Raw genomic sequence first — 17077 nt, forward strand, 5'->3', positions numbered from 1 at the left:
CTGAATGCAGCGGACCGGTCTCCTCCCCCTGAGGGAGGAGGGGTCGTCTGCGGGGATGATGAGTCACCCCTCGGCCCTCGGGGCGCCGGGTGCCTCCGGGGAAGGACGCGGGGCGGTCAGCTGACCTGGGCGCAGAGCCTGGTGATGCGCTGGAGGCTCACCTTGCGGCTCGTGCCCAGCGTCTGGGCGAACAGGCTCACCCGCAGCTCCTCCACCATCCAGCGGGCCTCCTCCAGGAGGGCCTCGTGCTGCGGGTCGGCCGGCAGGGAGGCCGCCTTGGCGCGGGCCTTGTCCACCACCTCCTGGGCCTGGGTGACCTGGAAGGCCAGGGCCGCGTCCTGGGAGGCTGCCGACGATGATGAGGCCGCCTTCTCCACCCGTATCGCCAGCGCCCTCAGGTAGCGCTCCAGATGCGCCAGGTGTTCCGGCGGAGTGGCGGTGATGAAGCCCTCCGGAACCAGGGCGGCCGCGTGCTCGCGCACCTCCTGGAGCGTGCCCAGCAGGGTCAGGGAGGTGTGCTCACCCACCACGCGGTCCACCTCCCGGGCCGCTTTGAGCGCCGCGGCCGCGTGCTGGGCCACCCGGTAGACCTCGTCCTCGAGCTCGTCGCGCATGACGCCGACCAGGGCCTCGAAGACCTCCCGCCGGCGTACCTCCGCCAACGGACAGCCGGAGGCCGACGCCGCCCAGCGTCCGGCCACGATCCGTGCGGCGGCCGCCTGCACGTCCTCCACGAGAGCCTCCGTCGTCCGGTAGGGGCCGGCCGCCAGGATGAGCGACTCCTGGGCGCTCCACCGGCTCGTCACCCGGGCCGTCGGCAAGGCCGTGCGCGCCAGGGCCAGCGCCGTCACCCCGCTGCTGTGCGCACCCAGCTGGGTGGTGGCGTCGGGAAGGATCCTCAGGTCCGCGCTCCTGGCGGAGGCCGCCACCAGTGACGGGTAGCCGCGCACCACCAGGCCCGCCCGGCCCGCCGACTCCACCGAGGCCGGGATCGTCGAGGCATCCGGGTCGCCCAGGCCCGGCACGCCACGGGGCCAGTCGGTCAGGCCCTGGCGCTCCTCCAGGCCGGCTCCAGTACCGGCCCCTGAGCCTCCTGCGGCTCCTGCGCTCCTGGCGGCGCCATCGGGACGCTGAGTGGCATCCGGCCGGCCGCCCTTCTTCCTGCGGCCCTTGCGGCCGGACCTCCCGCCCTGCGTGCCCTGGCGCTCCTGGGCATCGGCCATCGCCTGAGCCAGCGCGCCGCGCACCGCCGAGCGCACAGCGGCCTCCGTCTTTCCCGACAGTCGCTGCTGGAGCGAGACCAGGTCCCGGCCGCGGCCGATGACCCGGCCCCGGGCATCCAGGGCCGCGAAGCCCATCGCCAGGTGATCCGGCAGGCGCTCGGCCGCCTCAGCCCAGTCCTCCTCCGTGATCTCCACGCCCTTGAGCCGGAGCACCACCCGGCTGAAAGCCTCCTCGAAGGGCGCCTCCGGGCAGCTCGCCCCCGGCGGCGTCGGGAACTCCTGGGCGATCTGCGCCCACATCTGGGCGCCCACGTCCGGGGCGGGCACCAGCTGACGGCGCACCCGCTTGGGCAGCGCCCGGATCGTGGCCACGCACAGCTCGGCCCGCATCCCCGGCACCAGCCAGTCGAAGCCCTCCGGGGTCAGGCGCCCCAGCACCTCCACCGGCACCTGGACGCTGACCCCGTCCTCGGGGTGGCCCGGCTCGAACACGTAGTCCAGGCCCAGGGTCAGGTCCCCCTGCACCCACGTGTCCGGGAAACCGCTCGCGTCGCCCCCACCGGGCAGCAGCAGCTCGCGCGTGAAGTCCAGCAGGTCCGGGGTGGTGCGCCGCTGCTCCTTCCACCAGGCGTCGAAGGCCGCCGCGGAGGTCACCTCCTCGGGGATGCGGTCGTCGTAGAAGTCGAACAGGGCGGCGTCGTCGGCCAGCAGGCCGTGCTCGCGCCGACGCCGCTCCACGTCCTGAAGCTCCTCGATGAGCTCCCGGTTGCGCTCCACGAAACCGTGGCGGGCGTGCCAACCACCCTCGACCAGGCCCGAGCGGATGAACATCTCCCGGGCCACCTGGCGGGCCGAGTCCGTCCCCACGCTCGCCAATGTCGCCGGCCGGTCCGCCGCCAGCGTCATCCCGTAGAGCAGCACCTTCTCGTGAACCATGGCCGCCCCCTGGCGGGTCGACCAGTAGGGCTCGCCGAAGACATGGCGGGTCAGGCCCGCCCGGTCCGCCACCTGCTCGATCCACCGGGAGTCCACCTTGGCCACCGTGCGGGCGAAGAGCCGGGAGGTCTCCACCAGCTCGGCGGTCATCACCCAGTCGTAGGTCTTGCGGCGCAGGCCCGAGCCCGGCCAGATCGTGAAGCGGGTCCCGCGCGCGCCGGCATACTCCCGACGACGCTCGTCCCAGTTGCCCACATTGGACAGCAGCCCCACCAGCAGCGAGCGGTGGATCGCGTCGGCGTCGGGCGTGTCCGCGCTGCGCCCCAGGGCCACGACGGCGGCCGCCACGCCCCCGTTGGCGATCTGGGCGGCATGGCTGCCCGGCTCCAGGGCCTCGGTGGCCGCCCGGATCGAGCGGGCCGTCGGCAGCTCGACCGGGGTCGCGTCCAGACCCAGCGGTCGGGCCAGCTGACGCAGCTGGGCGTGGACGTCCTGCCACTCGCGCACCCGCAGGTAGTGCAGGAACTCGGCGCGGCACATGCGCCGGAAGGCCGAGCCGGACAGCTCGCGGCTCTGCGTGCGCAGGTAGCGCCACAGGTTCAGGTAGGTCAGGAAGTCGCTCGTCGGGTCCGCGAAGCGCCGGTGCAGGGCGTCGGAGGCCTCCTGCTTGTCCGCCGGGCGCTCGCGCACGTCCTGGATGGACAGGGCCGCCACGATGACCATGACCTCCCCGACGCAGCCCAGCTCTCCGGCCTCCAGGAGCATGCGCCCCAGGCGCGGGTCGATGGGCAGGCGCGCCAGGCGGCGCCCGATCTGCGTCAGGCGCGGCCCGCCTCGGCCCCGGTCGGGGGCGTCGTCGGACCGGGCGGAGGAGGCCCCGGCCGGCTCAATCGCGCCGATCTCCGTGAGCAGCTGCAGGCCGGAGCGGACCTGGCGGGAGTCGGGGGCGTCCAGGAAGGGGAAGTCCTCCACCGCCCCCAGTCCCAGGGCCGCCATCTGCAGGATGACGCTGGCCAGCGAGGTGCGCAGGATCTCCGGCTCGGTGTACTCCGGACGCGCCTCGAAGTCGGCCTGCGAGTACAGGCGGATGGCGATGCCGTCGGCCACGCGCCCGCAGCGGCCCGCCCGCTGGTTGGCGCTGGCCCGGCTGACCGGCTCGATCGGCAGGCGCTGGACCTTGGTGCGGTTGGAGTAGCGGGAGATGCGCGCCAGGCCAGGGTCGATGACGTAGCGGATCCCCGGAACCGTCAGGGAGGTCTCGGCCACGTTCGTGGCCAGGACGATGCGGCGCACCTGGTGGGTCTCGAAGACCCGGTGCTGCTCGGCGGCGCTCAGGCGCGAGTACAGGGGGACGACCTCGATGGCACCCGGCGTGCGCGAGCGGCCGTCGGGCGTGTAGCGCGCCCCCAGGTGGTCGATGAGGGCCGCCTCGGTGTCTCGGATATCGCGCTCACCGGCCAGGAAGATGAGGATGTCTCCGCTGGGCTCGCCCAGGAGCTCGTCGACGGCGTCGAGGATCCCGGTCACCTGGTCCTTGGGCTCCCCGGACTCGGCGGCCGCGGAGCCGGCCCGGCCTCGGCCCTTGCCACGAGTCCCCTGGTTGCGGGGCGTGAGCGCGGCGGAGCCGCCGGAGCGGATGGCCTCGCGGCGGGCCCGCGCCGCGGCGCGCACCGCCGGGTCGGGGGAGGTCAGGGCCTCCAGCTCGGCCTCGCTCAGCTCGCCGGGTCCCGCCGGACCGGGCCGGGAGGCGGAGGTGCTGTCAGCCGGCTCGCTGCCGGCGTCGTCGGAGGCGGGCGGTGCGTCGTCTGGAGCCAGGGGGCGGTAGCGCACCTCAACGGGGTAGGTGCGCCCGGAGACCTCGATGACCGGGGCGGGCACCGTGGCCGTCTCGCCGAGGGGCCGCCCCCGGTCGCCGATCTGCTCGCGGCCGAAGTGCTCGGCGAAGCGCTCGGAGTCGATGGTGGCCGAGGTGATGATGACCTTGAGGTCGGGGCGCTGGGGCAGCAGGCGCGCCAGGTAGCCCAGGATGAAGTCGATGTTGAGGCTGCGCTCGTGGGCCTCGTCCACGATGATCGTGTCATAGCGGCGCAGCTGGGGGTCGGACTGGATCTCCGCCAGCAGGATGCCGTCGGTCATGAGCTTGACCAGGGTGTTGTCCCCGACCTCCTCGGTGAAGCGCACCTGGTAGCCGACGACGCCGCCCGGCCCGATCGGGGTGCCCAGCTCGGAGGCGATGCGCTCGGCCACGCTGCGCGCGGCGATGCGCCGCGGCTGGGTGTGGCCGATCATCCCGGTGATGCCCCGGCCCAGCTCCAGGCAGATCTTGGGCAGCTGGGTGGTCTTGCCGCTGCCGGTCTCACCGGCGACGATGACGACCTGGTGCTCACTGATGGCGGCGGCGATCTCCTCGCGGCGGGCGCTGACCGGCAGCTCCTCGGGGTAGACGATCGCCGGAACGGCGGCGGCGCGGGCGGCGAGCTGCTCGGGGGAGTAGCCCTTCCAGGCGCTGGGACGCCGGCCCCCGGCCCGGCCCGGGCGCCGGCCCCGAGCATTGCGGCCGTCACCGCGCGGGGACTTCCCCCTCCGCTGGTCAGGTGCGCCGCCCTGTGCGGGTCCGGCGATCTTCGCGTCCGGCCCGTCGGGGGAGGCCTGAGCGCTCTCGGTGCTGCGTGCGCCGAGGTCGCTGTCCTGCTGGTCGTGGTGCCCACCGGCGTGATCGTCGCCCTGGTTCCGCTTGAGGTGCTCGCCCTGTTCCATAGGTGGCCCATTGTCCCCCACGGACGCGGGTCCGCTCGCCCGGGACGCCGACCGTGCTGAGCTCCTCGGTTGCGGAAACTGGCAGAAGGCCACCGGGATCTGGTTGAGTGCGGGCATGACTCGACGTCAACAGCTTCTTCGGTGGGGTCCTGTCGTGGCCGTCGTCGCCCTGGCGTTGGTGAGCGTTCTGCCTCCGACGACGGTCTTCCCCTTTGCCCAGCTCATTGCGTTGCGCTCGCCGCTGGCGGCCGGCGCGGCGTTCTTGGGCCTTCTGCTCCTCACTGTCGCGATCCTGCGGCGTCGTCGGCGTGGGCGGTTGCCTCGGACTGGCCTGAGAACCTGCCGGACGGGTGTGCGTACCGCAGTGGTCGGACTGGTTCTTCTGCTGGTGGCGGGGGCTCATGGCGGTGTTCTGGTGACCAGGGGGCTTCGACAGCGACCCGTCGACGCCGGTGCCGTGAGCGTCTTGAGCCTCAACACTGAGCGGGAGGGCGCCGACATCGAGGCGGTTGCAGAGCTGGCGGATGCGGTGGGGGCCGACATCCTCGTGCTGCCGGAGACGACTCAGCGCTACGGACGGCGCCTGGCCGAGGCCCTGACCGAGCAGAAGAAGGAGAGCGGTGCGCAGCCTCAGGGCTTCGCCGTCTTCTCCGACACCAGCATGCCCTCCGACCTGGCGGAGCAGGGGATCGACCAGAACTCCGACCCGGCGTACTCCACGACCGTCCTCGTCGCCACCCGGCTGGGCGGATACAGGCAGGTGGAGGAAACCGCCGGGTCCGGCTTCGGCACGGTCAGGCTGGAGCCGGAGAGCGGCGACGGCCCCGTCATCGTCGGTGCTCACACCTACCCACCGCTTCCGGGGGCGATGACGTGGTGGAGGAGCTCGGTGACCGACGTCGCCTCCCTGTGCCGCCGTCCGTCCGCCGGGCTGATTGTGGCCGGGGACTTCAACGCCACCCGCGATCATGCCCCGCTGCGGAACCTGGGTGGCTGCATCAGTGCGGGGGAGCAAGCGGGCATCGGCGGGCTGGCCACCTGGCCCAGCAGTACGGGCACGACTCTGCTCGGCGCCACCATCGACCACGTCCTGGTCGACGGCACGGTCTGGGAAGGAAAGAAGGGGAGGGTCGTCACCATTCCCGGTACTGACCACAGGGCAGTCGTCGTCCAGCTATCCGACCAATCGCAGCGGCCCACCGGTCACTGACCTCAGCGCAGGCGGCGCTGGGCCCACTCCAGGCTCAGACGGGCGACCTCCTCCTGGGCCTGGTCCAGGGTCTCGGCGTGGACGTGGACCATCTGGCTGGAGTCGGGCAGCAGCGGGAAGCCCTCGGCGGTGGCCTCAGCGGTGTCGGGCAGCTCGTTGGACAGCACCCCGTGCACCATGAGCACCGGCCAGGGCAGGTCCGCCAGGGTGCGCTCCGGATCCTGCATGGAGAAGTCGGCCAGTGTCTCCTTGGACAGGACGTTCCACTCGCGCGAGTTGGGGTTGTCATCCACCAGGCGCGTCAGTCCGTGCTGGGCGAGCTCATCGAGCTGCTCGGGGGAGAAGATCTCCTCCCACAGGATCGACTGCGGCCCCACGATGGCACCCACGAGCACCGCCGTGCGCACCTGCTCGGGCCGGGCCAGGAGCGCAGCCGTCGCCCCGAACCCGTTGGCGTGGATCATCTGCCGGGTGAAGCCCAGACCGGCCAACCAGCTGGAGGCCGCCCGCAGGTCCTCGGCCTCGCTCGCCAACGTGATGACGTCGTCGTCGGACTCGCCCAGGCCGGAGAAGTCCAGGTTGAGCGTGGCCAGGCCCGCCTCGCGGTAGCGGGCACCGATCCAGTCCAGGCGCCCGCCCTGACCGTGACGGTCGGTGAGGAAGTCGTGCGCCAGCAGAACCACGCCCTCCGGTCGCGCCTGCGGGGGCGTGGCATCCTCCGACGTCGTGGAAACCTCCAGATCGATGGGGGCGGCTCCGGCGGGCAGCTGGAGGGTGCCGGCCAGGGTGATTCCGCGCGGGGTATCGATACGGACGTCGTTCATGGGGTCAACCTAAGACAGAAAATAGGGGTGGGCATGGGGGATGCGTCGGTAGTTGTCCCGATTGCGCTTCCAGCGTGATGGAAGCGTCGAGACCGCCGTTCGTCGTGAGGGCTGTAGATATCTACGAACCGTGAGGATTCTCCGGCGACGAGCGGAACCCGGAGCGGGAGTAACGGATCGCAGGTGGGCATGAGGGCGGGTGCGGGGCGACCGAGACCGGGTGAGCGCCCCGCATCGTAAGGGGGTGCGCACCCGGCCTCATCGTTGCCGTCGGGTGGGTGGAAGATGAGGACGGAAGATGAGGACGGGAGAGCTGCTGCCGAGCTACTCGGGAAGCGGCACCGCTCGAACCGTCTCAACGGCGCGGCGCACCAGGGCCTCATCGGTGCGCTGGGGCTCGTCGGGGCTCAGTCCCTCGCGGGGGCAGCGCATGTGGACCTCGCGCACACCCGTGGACTCCACCAGGTCGACCAGGCCGTCGGGGCGCACGGCCCCGGCCGCGACCACGGTCGGCCCGCCACTGGCAACCAGCCCGGCGATCACCGAGGCGCCGTCGGCCGCGGTCTGGGCCGCCCCGCTGGTCAGGACGTAGCGCACGCCGAGTCCCTCCAGGTCCCCGTAGGCCTCGACGGTGTCGCGGCAGTGGTCGAAGGCCCGGTGGAAGGTGATCGGGGCGCCGTTGGCCATGTCCGCCAGCAGGCGCACGAGACCGCGGTCGACGGTGCCGTCCTCGGTCAGGGCGCCGACGACGAAGCCCAGGTCGACGGCCGGCGGCAGCGTGGCGCGGCCCCCGCCCGTGGCCTGGGGGCGGGTGAACTCGGCCATCTCCAGGGCCAGGGTGGCGATGCGCCGCACGTCGGCGATCATGGCCCGGCCCTCATCGGCGTCGTAGACGAAGGACCCGCCCCGGGGGCGGATGAGGATCCGCAGGCCGAAGGGGGCGGCGGCCTCGGGCTTGTCCGCCCAGTGGGCGCCAGCCTGGGCACGGCGCTGCTCGACCTGCTCGGCGGCGGCGAAGATGGCGGCCTCGACGGTACCGATCGAGGGAGTGGTGCCGGCGGCGGTGAGGTTCGCGCCCAGCTCGGCCCGGTCGGCCCCGGCCCGCGCGGAGATCCTCACGCCCTCGACGTCCTCGACGCAGGTCTCCAGAACGACGTGGTCGGGGTGACGCCAGGCGGGGGCGGGAGCGGTGGTCGTGTGCTGGCGCAGCGACGGTGCTGAGCCGGTGAGCCTCATTGCATTCATGGGGCCGAGTCTGACATGTCCTCACGGTGATGAAAACCGAGTTGACGTCAGATGTCCTCAGATGTCCTCTGTCCTAGATGTCCTCCAGGTCCTCGTAGGACTTGGGGTCCTCGATGGGTTCCAGGTGCGCCGAGATGCGCAGGCTGGTGTCGGCCTCGATGAGCTCGTCGATGACCTGCTCGGTGAAGTCGTGCCCCTTCTTGACGCTCCAGACCGCGGGAACCAGCACGTGCAGCTCCATGAACCGCCGGTTGCCGGCCTCGCGCACCCGCACCGCGTGGAAGTCGATCATGCCCACTCGGCGGTGGCGCGCCAGAACCTCCTCCACGCTCTGGAGCACCTCGGAGGACGGGGCGATGTCCATGAGGCCGCCCACCGAGTCGCGGATGAGCGTGAATCCGGTCCACATGATGTTGAGCCCGGCCCCCAGGGCGACGACGGCGTCGAGCACGGCCGAGTCGAAGACGGCCACCAGCGCCACCCCGACCAGGACCGCGGCGGAGGTGACGACGTCGGTGGCCAGGTGCTTGGCATCGGCCACCAGGGTCATGGAGCGCTCGCGGCGTCCGGCCCGGTAAAGCACCCACGCCACCGCGCCGTTGAGGAGCGAGGCGATGACCGAGACCGCCAGGCCCGCTCCCAGCTGCTCGGGCATCTGCGGGTCGATGAGGCGCCCGACGGCGGAGATGATGATGAAGGCGGCGGCCACGAAGATCATGACGCCCTCGACGACGGCCGAGAAGTACTCGGCCTTGGAGTGCCCGAACTGGTGGTCGGCGTCGGCGGGTCTGGCCGCGATCCTCAGCACGATGAGGGCGATGACGGCGGCGACGAGGTTGACCACGGACTCGGCGGCGTCGGAGAGCAGACCCACTGAGCCGGTCAGCCAGGCCGCGCCTCCCTTGAGCGCGATCGTGACGAGAGCGGCACCGATGGACAGCCACGCGTAGCGGCTCAGGTCCTTGGGGGGCGAGTAGCGGGAGGACACGTCCCGATCATGGCGTGGGCCGGTGCGCCCTGACCACCTGAGGTTTCGTATTGCCGCAACGCGCGATCCGCGACGGCAGGATGCCAGGCGTGTGCTCCGCCGTGGGCTAAGGTGCCTGGTAACAGCGGGCTGCCGGGCCGGCACCGGGGTCGACGGCGGGACGCAATCATGGCAGAAGCGAAAGGCGGGCAACCGGGGTGCTGGACGTCTCTTCCCTCACGCTTCACATGCCGGCGTCCCTCACCGACACCTTCCGGCTGCTGGACCTGTGCGGGGTCCTGCTCAACGGGATCCTGGGCGGGCTCATCGCCCGGCGCAAGAACTTCGATCTCGTGGGCTTCGTCGTCCTGGCCATGCTCACGGCCACCGCCGGCGGCATCCTGCGTGACGTCATGATCCAGGCCGGTCCACCCTTCGCCCTGACCGACCCCTACTACCTCTACACGGCCTGCCTGGGGGCGACGGTCGCCTGGTTCGTGCCGCTGACCTCGCGTCCCACCCGGCGCCTGCTCGTGGTGGCCGACGCCGTCATCCTGGGCTGCTGGGCCGCCACCGGGGCCTCGAAGGCCCTCACCTACGGGCTTGGAGTCATGCCGGCGCTCCTGCTGGGCTGCCTCACGGCGATCGGTGGCTCCATGATCCGCGACGTCGCAGTGGGGGAGACCCCGGCCGTCTTCGGCGGCAACAAGCTCTACGCGATCCCGGCGCTCATCGCCGCCGGCACCCAGGTCGTGGCCGTCAAGGCGGGGGTGGCCGACGCGCACGCCATGCTCGTGTCCACCGTGGTCGGTGCGGGACTGTGCGTACTCGCCTACTGGCGCTCCTGGCAGCTGCCGGTCATCGCCGACAGGGAGCGGCGTCGGGCCGGGCGGCGTGAGACGACCGGCGCGCTGGTCGGCTGGCGCCGATCGCTCATGATGGGGCCGCTCAAGGCCCCCTCCTGGCGCGGCCGTGGCGGGGCGACGACAGAGGAGAGCGCCTCCCTGGAGCGGCCCGAGCAGGGCTAGGGGCCGTCGGGGGCCTCAGCCGGCCTCAGGCGTTCTCGCCGACCGGACGCACGCTGGCCTGACCGGCGTCGACGGGCTGGGACTGGCCGTTGCCCTTACTCGACGGCGCCCCGAAGAGCCGCTCCTTGACGGCGTCGGCGACCTTCTCGGTGACGGCCTCGCCCTGGGTGCGCACGGCCTGCTTGACGTGGCTGGAGGCGGCGTCGACCCGGGTGCGCACGAAGGGCTGCTCGGCGACCTTGGAGGCTGCGGTCTTGATGCGCTCGTACTGGGCGCGCCCCGCGCGGGTCCCGAGCACGTATCCTGCGCTGAGTCCGAGGATGAAGGGGATCTTGCCGGCCATATCGTCTCCTGAGCTTGAGGGAAGCACTGCTTGATGCGCCATCACCATACCGGCCGTGGGCCGGGGCGACCTGCGTGAAGGGTGGTTGGTGGCCGCGTGATCGCCCACAGCGTCACGCGCGCGGCCGCTGCGGACTCACGGGGATCCTCCCCGGAGTCACACGGTTGTTTCCGGGGAGTCGCCGATGGCCGGAGCTGAGCCCTCCGAGGTGGGGGCCTGGGTGCTGGTGCCGTGGGCGCTCGGCTGGGAGCCGACCAGGCCGTCAGGTGTGACGGTGGTGATGTACGAGCGTCCGCCCAGAATCACACCGAGTGTGACCAGCAGCCCGGTGCCCATGAGGGTGGCCACCTGCAGCACGTTGAGGTCTGCCAGGATCGCGTGGCGTCGCAGCGACGCCGCGGTCGAGGCGGTGGAGCCCGCGGACTCTGTGGGGCCGGTGGTGCCGGTGGGGTCTGAGGAGCTCGTGGAGAAGGGGGACATGTGATTCCTCCTGTTCGACGGGGACGGGAACGGGGGCGTCTGCCCCCGGTGAACCCAGGTAACTGCTGGGGCCTGTCGGCCTCGTAGGGCGGGCCTGTGGGGTCCCTGTGAAGAGACAGGACTACCGGCTCAGCCGCATGCTGCCGGGGATCGACGCAGGTGGAGGAGCCTGCGTGAGACATGCCGCATGGAGGGGGCTCAGCTGAGAATCGCCTCCGCCCTCAGTGGTGGTCGCCGTGAGGCCGTCAACGGCGCGGCGATGCCTCCAGCAGCTCGCGGGGCAGGAGCCGGGCCAGCTCGTAGCCGTCAGCGCCCACGACGACGGGCACGTCGGCCTCGGCCAGGGCTCGTGCCTCGGGCCCGATGCCCATCGGGTGCGCGGTCAGCCCCCCGGCGAGCATCTGCTGGGTGGCGGTCAGGCGGCGGATGGCGACGGCGGCGATCCGGTCGGCGTGGTGACGGGCGGCCTCGCCGTAGATGTGCGGGTCGTGCTGGCCGTCGTCGCCGAAGAGGATCCAGGTGATCTGGGGCAGGTCGATCATGAGCCGGCGCAGCTCTGTGCGCTTGTGCTCGATGCCCGAGCGGAACCAGCCGGTGTTGGTCGGCCCCCAGTCGGTCATGAGCGCGGGGCCCGAGGGGAAGCCGTGGCGGGCGAAGAAGGAGCGCAGGGTGGGGACCACGTTCCAGGCGCCGGTGGACAGGTACATCATCGGGGTGCCCGGGTGGGCCGCCTGGATGCGCGAGTAGAGCTCGGCCATCCCGGGGACGGGCTCGCGCGCCGAGGAGTACTTGACGAGCTGGTTCCAGGCGGCCACGAGCACGCGGGGGACGTGCGTGACCATGGCGGTGTCGTCAATGTCCGAGATGATGCCCAGCCGAGGTCCCTCGGGGATGATGAGGACCTTGGCGGCAACCGCCTGCGCCCCCATCGCCTCGATCCTGGCCTCGTGCCAGCCGGGCTCCAGGCCGTGATCGCGCACGACGACGTCGATGTAGCCGCTGCGGTCGGCCCGGGTGCGCACACTGGCGCGGCCCACGCGGACCGTCACGGGCAGAAAGGCCACCGGCACCTCGATGAACAGGCGCCAGCCGCGCTGGGCGTCGAGCAGCCCCGTCATGGCGAAGCTGCGGGCCTGGGCAGCGGTGATGGGAAGAGCATCGGGCAGGGAGCGGAACAGTGGCCCCTCGGCCGGGGCGTCCTGGGGGCGCATCACCATGCGGGCCAGGACCCGGGCCATGGGGGCGGGCCGGGAGGAGGAGCTGGGGGAGGCCCCACGGGACGCTGAGGTGGGACGCCGGTGGGCTCCGCTCCTGCTGCTCCTGCTGTGCTGCCCTGCCTTGACCTGGTGCTGCTGCGCCGTCGGGTCCGGCTGAGCCGGCGCGCTGGTGCCGTAGCCGTCGTAGGGAATGACGCGGGGACGCCAGCCCTGGCGCTTGAGGACGGGGACGGAGTCGCGATGGAACTGGTCCTCGACGGCGCGGGCGATATCGGAGAGGGACACCCCTGGATCCTAGACGACTCAGTGGTTTCAATCGTTGCGTTCGTAGGGTAGATCGTGCGTTCGTAGGGTGGGTCTCGCGTTCGTACCCTCTACCCCTCGAACGCGCGACCTGAGGTACGACCGCAACCGCCTCTCAGCGGTGCAGGGTTTTCAGACGCCGGCCGCTCACCCACCACAGGACGGCCCCGCAGGCCAGCGCCCACCAGGTGTAGCTCGAGCCGACGGCCTTGGCCCAGGTGGGCCAGTTCTGCTCCACATGGTTCTGCTCGGGGAACCACCACTGCATCGCCAGGATGAAGACGAGCACGCCGGCGGCGCCGGCGATGCCGAGCGCGGTCGAGCGCCAGCGCCAGGTCGCCGCCGCGACCGACATGAGCACGGGCAGGCACCACACCCAGTGGTGCGACCAGGAGATGGGGGAGACGAGCAGACCGAGCACCATGACCACGCTGACCTGAAGGGCCAGGACCAGGCCATCGTCCTGCTCGGCTCCTCCGGCCGCGTCATCGGCTCCCCGCAGCCGGTCCAGCCGGCGGCACAGGAGCCAGGCCGCCACCACGGCGAGCAGGGAGCAGACCGCCCAGGCGACGTTCCAGGCGGACTCCGGCAGCCCCCGGGCGATCGCGCCCTTAAGGTTCTGATTGCCCGAGTAGTCGGCGAAACCGGCGCGTCCCGGATCCCACATGGCCGAGGTGAAGAACTCCCAGGACTCGGCGGGGGCCGCCAGGCCGGCCAGGAGCGTCAGCCCGACGGCGCTGCCCGCCATGGTGGCCGCCGCCCGCCACTCCCGGCGCGCCAGGAGCACCAGGATCGCGACCGCCGGCGTCAGCTTGATCGCCGCGGCCAGGCCGCTGAGCGCCCCGCGCCAGCGCGAGTGCGCGGGAACCAGGAGCAGGTCAACGGCCACCAGCGCCATGAGAATGGCGTTGACCTGCGCGTACTCCATGGTCTTGGGGAAGGGTTCCAGCGCGATCACCCCGGCGAGCGCCAGCCACGGCGCCAGGGCGTGCGCCGCCCGGGTCCTCATCCCCAGCCGCCTGAGAACCGCGTAGGTGGTCACGGCGGCGCACAGCGGCGTGGCCACCATGAGCAGCACGGTGGCCGACTGGTACGACATCCAGGTCAGGGGCGCGATCATCCAGGCCGCCAGGGGCGTGTAGGTGAAGGGCCACAGGTGCTGGGGCGGGTTGGCGTACCAGCTGTAGAGGTCCCCACCGTCGAGCCACTGACGGACGGCCTCGTAGTAGACGAAGGAGTCCAGCTTGAAGAGCCACTGGCCGGTGTCGTCCACCAGGGACCAGTAGGCGGGTACCAGAAGAGTCAGCCACCCCAGAATGGTGACTGAGGGCGCTGAGGCGGCGGCGCGCGCCGCCGCGAGCAGGCGTGGGGAACGGGCGGCGGACGTCCCGCTCTCGCGGTCCGGGCGGTCCGTGGAGCCGGTGCCCGCCTGGGAGGGAAGGAGGGTGTTTTGTGGGTTTCCTGCGATGGGCATCGTGCTGAGTGTAGAAGAGCCACCGGGGATGCCGGGAACTGAGGCGCCCGCCGAGGTGCCTCAGTGGCCGCCCAGAGAGCTGGTGGTTCGTGCTCGTCTGAGCGCGGGTAGCCCCAGGGCACCAACCACGACGGCGCCCCAGGCGAAGCCTGCCACCGCCAGGTACCCGGCGCGCGAGCCACCGGCGTCCGTGGCCTGCCCCGCCAGCAGGGAGCCGACCGAGACCCCGGTGTTGAGCGCGGTGCTCACCCAGGCCAGGCCCTCGGTCAGCTGGGAGGGAGCCACCGTCACCTGCACGATGTTGTTGCCGCTGGTCAGGGTGGGGGCGATGGCCAGACCCGTCAAGAGCGCCAGGACGGACAGCACCACCAGGCTCGGTGCGAAACCGAAGGTCGAGGCACCCACCGCGAGCCCCACCAGCCCGGCCATGAGCTGCTTCCACAGCGGCCACCCCCACGTGCGCGAGCCGTAGAGAAGCGCCGCGGCGAAGGACCCCACGCCCCAGACCGCCAGGACGAGACCCGAGGCGGACTTGTGCCCGGCCTCGGTGGCGAAGGCGACTGCGGCGACGTCGTTGGCCCCGAACATGGCCCCCAGGATGAGGAAGACGATGGCGATGGCCACCATGGCGCCGTAGCGCATCACCGGAGGGTGCGTCGTGCCCTTCCTGGACTGCTCGGCATCCTCAGCCTCAGCGGTGCGCTGCGACCGAGCCGGGTGCGGTGCGGGCTCGGTGGCGCGCTGGCTGAGGAACCACAGTCCCCCGAACAGCTGCATCGCCACGCAGCTCACCCAGCCCGAGGTCACCGGCAGGAGCGGCGTCGTGCACAGGGCCGTGGCCAGCACCGGGCCGAGAATGAAGGCCACCTCGTCCAGGGCGGCCTCCAGGGAGAAGGCCGCGTGAACCTCCTCGGGGCGGGTGAGCATCGCCGTCCAGCGAGCGCGCACCAGTGAGCCCATGGAACCGGCCAGTCCTCCGGCCAGGGCCGACAGAGCGGCCAGGAGTCCCAGGTGCGCGTGCATGGAGGCAGCGGCGGCCAGCCCCACCAGGCTCAAGGACGACACGAGGACCGCGGGCAGCATGACCCGTGACTGGCCGTAGCGGTCGACGCACCGGGCGAGGATCGGCGCCCCGACGGCCATGGCCACGAAGTTCGCAGCACTGACCAGGCCCGCCGCCGTGTAGGAGCCGTAGAGCTCCTCGACCGCCAGGATCGTGGCGATCCCCACCATGGACATGGGGAAACGGGCGATGAGCCCGGCAGTCGTGAAGGAGCGGGCACCGGGGTGAGTCAGAATCGTTCGGTAGGAGGTGGCCATGTCGGAAGCCGTGTGCTGTTGGAATAAGGTGAAAAAAGGTGAAGGTGAGAGAACACGTCGGAGCCCCGCCGGGCGGGGCTCCGACGTCGGGTGAGACCGGTCAGTTGCCGCCGTTGGTGGTGGAGACGACCTTCTGGCGGCTGAGAATGAAGCCCTGGCCGTTGACCTGGTTCCAGCACTGCATGCCGGAGTCGGTCGACTTGCAGGCGAAGGTGGGGTTCTTGGCGGCGGAGCCGTAGCTGAGGCTGACACCCTTGGGGGTGAAGGTCGAACCGCAGCTCTGGTTGGGCTTCCCGTCGGTGCCGATCGTGACCGTCAGCGGCTTCGAGGACGGACAGGAAGCGGTCGCTGCGTGCTCGTTGATGACGCAGGTGACGTCCTTATCGCCCAGGGTGCAGCTGATGTTGCCGCTGGGGGCGTCGAAGGCGGGCAGCTCCTGAGCGTCCTTGGGTGCGGGCGCCTTGAGCGTGGGTGTCGCCGAGGCGCTCGGGGTGGCCGAGGCCTGGGAGTTGGCGGACTGGGGGGCACTGTCCTGAGCCGCGGCCTGTCCGCCGTCGGCCGGGGCCTCGTTGCCCGAGTCGGGGGCTGAGCTCTTACCACTGCCGCCGGAGAGGTACCAGGTCGCCAGGAAGACCAGGACAGTGGCCACCAGGAGCGCCAGGATCAGCAGGATGCGGTTGGAGGTCAGGAAGGAGGAGGGGGGCTGGGAGTCGTCGTCCTCGGTGCCGACGCCGAAGACGCCGTCGTCGCCGGTCACCGCGGGGGACTGCTGCACGGGAACGGGCGTGACCATGTTCTGCGTCTGGGAGGCGTTCGCGGACTGCTGGAAGGTCTGCTGCAGGGCGGGCTGAACCGGCCGGGCCGGCGACTGGGGCGCAATCGCCTGGGCAGGACGGAACGTGGAGTCGGAGACGGTCGGGTCACCCGCGGCGAGGAAGCCGTCGACCTGTGTGTTCGCACCGGCTGCGTTGAAGGCGCTCGGTGCGCTCGCGGCGCTCCTCGAGCTGGTGGCGGAGAGCGCCGAGGACCCGGAGGCCGCACTGCCGGACTGGAGTGAACGGGGCAGGGTCACCTGAGTGGGGGCCTCGGAGGACCTGGCCGACGGCGCGCTCGGCTGGGCGCCGGGAGGAGAGACCACTGCCAGGTGCGGCGCGGACTGCGACGACTGCGCTGACAGGGCCGACTGGGGTTGGCTGCCGCGAGAGGCCAGGGCCGCGTCGACCGCGGGGTCACCCAAGGTTCCCAGCCACTCCAGGAGGGCGGGATAGGTGCGTGGGTTGGCGGCGATGTAGGGGCGCAGGCCGGGATAGTTCTGTGCCAGCTGGTGGAGGGTCTCCAACTCTGCATTGGGATCCTGCGCTCGCGCGACAAGCTCGTCCTTGGCCTGAGACATGCTGGGTCCTTCGAGGGTCGGGAAAACGACGTCGGTCCAGGTTATGACCGGCACCTGGGGCCGTCGTGGATCGGGTGTCGGGCCGCCCGTGGTGCCGAGTCAGGGAACGCAGCACCGCGTCAGCGGCATACGGGTCGGTCGGCCGGCCACTCTGGAAGACTACCTGAGGACACCGTCGTTCCGACTGCCTGACGGGTCACGGCCGCATCTTGTCAGTGTCGGTCGACGGCGGCTCGTCGCAGACGACGGCAGCGGTGGAGGCCCGCTCGGCCGTCGGATCGAGAGCCGGCGCTGTCCGCCTTCGGCTCGGTGTGGGCTCCCACATGGTGAAATCCGGGCGGTGGTGCGGTGGTTCCG

12 protein-coding genes are annotated in these 17077 nt (G+C 71.5%); 2 read left to right on the forward strand and 10 right to left on the reverse strand.

What is annotated here, in order from left to right; translation table 11 throughout:
- Window positions 1-116: 116 nt before the first annotated feature.
- The gene (locus tag FBF36_RS01675; RefSeq protein ID WP_138137075.1) at window positions 117-4916 is read right to left on the reverse strand and encodes a DUF3418 domain-containing protein; all 4800 of its coding nucleotides are present in this window, start codon (window positions 4914-4916) and stop codon (window positions 117-119) included.
- A gap of 115 nt (window positions 4917-5031) precedes the next feature.
- Between FBF36_RS01675 and FBF36_RS01680 the strand changes: the two genes are divergently transcribed.
- Window positions 5032-6126 (forward strand): endonuclease/exonuclease/phosphatase family protein, encoded by a 1095-nt coding sequence (locus FBF36_RS01680; RefSeq protein ID WP_225792427.1) that lies wholly within the window; start codon window positions 5032-5034, stop codon window positions 6124-6126.
- Between the two features lie 2 nt (window positions 6127-6128).
- On the opposite strand, the gene FBF36_RS01685 is transcribed toward FBF36_RS01680, so the two are convergent.
- From FBF36_RS01685 to FBF36_RS01695, 3 genes are all read right to left on the reverse strand, one after another.
- Window positions 6129-6950 (reverse strand): alpha/beta fold hydrolase, encoded by an 822-nt coding sequence (locus FBF36_RS01685; protein WP_009393974.1) that lies wholly within the window; start codon window positions 6948-6950, stop codon window positions 6129-6131.
- A gap of 324 nt (window positions 6951-7274) precedes the next feature.
- Window positions 7275-8186 (reverse strand): copper homeostasis protein CutC, encoded by a 912-nt coding sequence (locus FBF36_RS01690; protein WP_178387559.1) that lies wholly within the window; start codon window positions 8184-8186, stop codon window positions 7275-7277.
- An 82-nt stretch (window positions 8187-8268) separates the two neighbouring features.
- Window positions 8269-9183, reverse strand: a complete 915-nt coding sequence (locus tag FBF36_RS01695; RefSeq protein ID WP_009733935.1) for a cation diffusion facilitator family transporter — start codon at window positions 9181-9183, stop codon at window positions 8269-8271.
- A gap of 227 nt (window positions 9184-9410) precedes the next feature.
- Here FBF36_RS01695 and FBF36_RS01700 point away from each other — a divergent pair, with 227 nt between their 5' ends.
- The gene (locus FBF36_RS01700) at window positions 9411-10190 is read left to right on the forward strand and encodes a trimeric intracellular cation channel family protein (RefSeq protein WP_034490948.1); all 780 of its coding nucleotides are present in this window, start codon (window positions 9411-9413) and stop codon (window positions 10188-10190) included.
- A gap of 25 nt (window positions 10191-10215) precedes the next feature.
- Here FBF36_RS01700 and FBF36_RS01705 read toward each other — a convergent pair whose 3' ends face one another.
- The 6 genes from FBF36_RS01705 to FBF36_RS01730 form a co-directional block, all read right to left on the reverse strand.
- Window positions 10216-10533 (reverse strand): hypothetical protein, encoded by a 318-nt coding sequence (locus tag FBF36_RS01705; protein WP_009733933.1) that lies wholly within the window; start codon window positions 10531-10533, stop codon window positions 10216-10218.
- Window positions 10534-10689: 156 nt separating this feature from the next.
- The gene (locus tag FBF36_RS01710; RefSeq protein ID WP_009393353.1) at window positions 10690-11013 is read right to left on the reverse strand and encodes a hypothetical protein; all 324 of its coding nucleotides are present in this window, start codon (window positions 11011-11013) and stop codon (window positions 10690-10692) included.
- 245 nt (window positions 11014-11258) lie between these two features.
- Window positions 11259-12515, reverse strand: a complete 1257-nt coding sequence (locus tag FBF36_RS01715; RefSeq protein ID WP_009393351.1) for an App1 family protein — start codon at window positions 12513-12515, stop codon at window positions 11259-11261.
- 133 nt (window positions 12516-12648) lie between these two features.
- Window positions 12649-14007 (reverse strand): glycosyltransferase 87 family protein, encoded by a 1359-nt coding sequence (locus FBF36_RS01720; protein ID WP_138137077.1) that lies wholly within the window; start codon window positions 14005-14007, stop codon window positions 12649-12651.
- 60 nt (window positions 14008-14067) lie between these two features.
- Window positions 14068-15327, reverse strand: coding sequence for an MFS transporter (locus tag FBF36_RS01725; RefSeq protein ID WP_009396812.1), 1260 nt, complete (start codon window positions 15325-15327; stop codon window positions 14068-14070).
- A 100-nt stretch (window positions 15328-15427) separates the two neighbouring features.
- Window positions 15428-16720 carry a hypothetical protein gene (locus FBF36_RS01730; RefSeq protein WP_138137079.1) on the reverse strand — a complete coding sequence of 431 codons (1293 nt, stop codon included), beginning with the start codon at window positions 16718-16720 and terminating at the stop codon, window positions 15428-15430.
- Between the last annotated feature and the right edge of the window lie 357 nt (window positions 16721-17077).

This window comes from Actinomyces sp. oral taxon 171 str. F0337 (assembly GCF_005696555.1).
In the GTDB taxonomy this organism is placed as follows: domain Bacteria; phylum Actinomycetota; class Actinomycetes; order Actinomycetales; family Actinomycetaceae; genus Actinomyces; species Actinomyces oris_E.

Excerpts from the sequence above, each read along its gene's own strand:
- FBF36_RS01685 (WP_009393974.1), bottom strand. The coding sequence starts at position 6,950 with ATGAACGACGTCCGTATCGATACCCCGCGCGGAATCACCCTGGCCGGC.
- FBF36_RS01730 (WP_138137079.1), bottom strand. The coding sequence starts at position 16,720 with ATGTCTCAGGCCAAGGACGAGCTTGTCGCGCGAGCGCAGGATCCCAAT.
- FBF36_RS01690 (WP_178387559.1), bottom strand. The coding sequence starts at position 8,186 with ATGAGGCTCACCGGCTCAGCACCGTCGCTGCGCCAGCACACGACCACC.
- FBF36_RS01675 (WP_138137075.1), bottom strand. The coding sequence starts at position 4,916 with ATGGAACAGGGCGAGCACCTCAAGCGGAACCAGGGCGACGATCACGCC.
- FBF36_RS01700 (WP_034490948.1), top strand. The coding sequence starts at position 9,411 with ATGCCGGCGTCCCTCACCGACACCTTCCGGCTGCTGGACCTGTGCGGG.
- FBF36_RS01705 (WP_009733933.1), bottom strand. The coding sequence starts at position 10,533 with ATGGCCGGCAAGATCCCCTTCATCCTCGGACTCAGCGCAGGATACGTG.
- FBF36_RS01680 (WP_225792427.1), top strand. The coding sequence starts at position 5,032 with ATGACTCGACGTCAACAGCTTCTTCGGTGGGGTCCTGTCGTGGCCGTC.
- FBF36_RS01725 (WP_009396812.1), bottom strand. The coding sequence starts at position 15,327 with ATGGCCACCTCCTACCGAACGATTCTGACTCACCCCGGTGCCCGCTCC.
- FBF36_RS01720 (WP_138137077.1), bottom strand. The coding sequence starts at position 14,007 with ATGCCCATCGCAGGAAACCCACAAAACACCCTCCTTCCCTCCCAGGCG.
- FBF36_RS01710 (WP_009393353.1), bottom strand. The coding sequence starts at position 11,013 with ATGTCCCCCTTCTCCACGAGCTCCTCAGACCCCACCGGCACCACCGGC.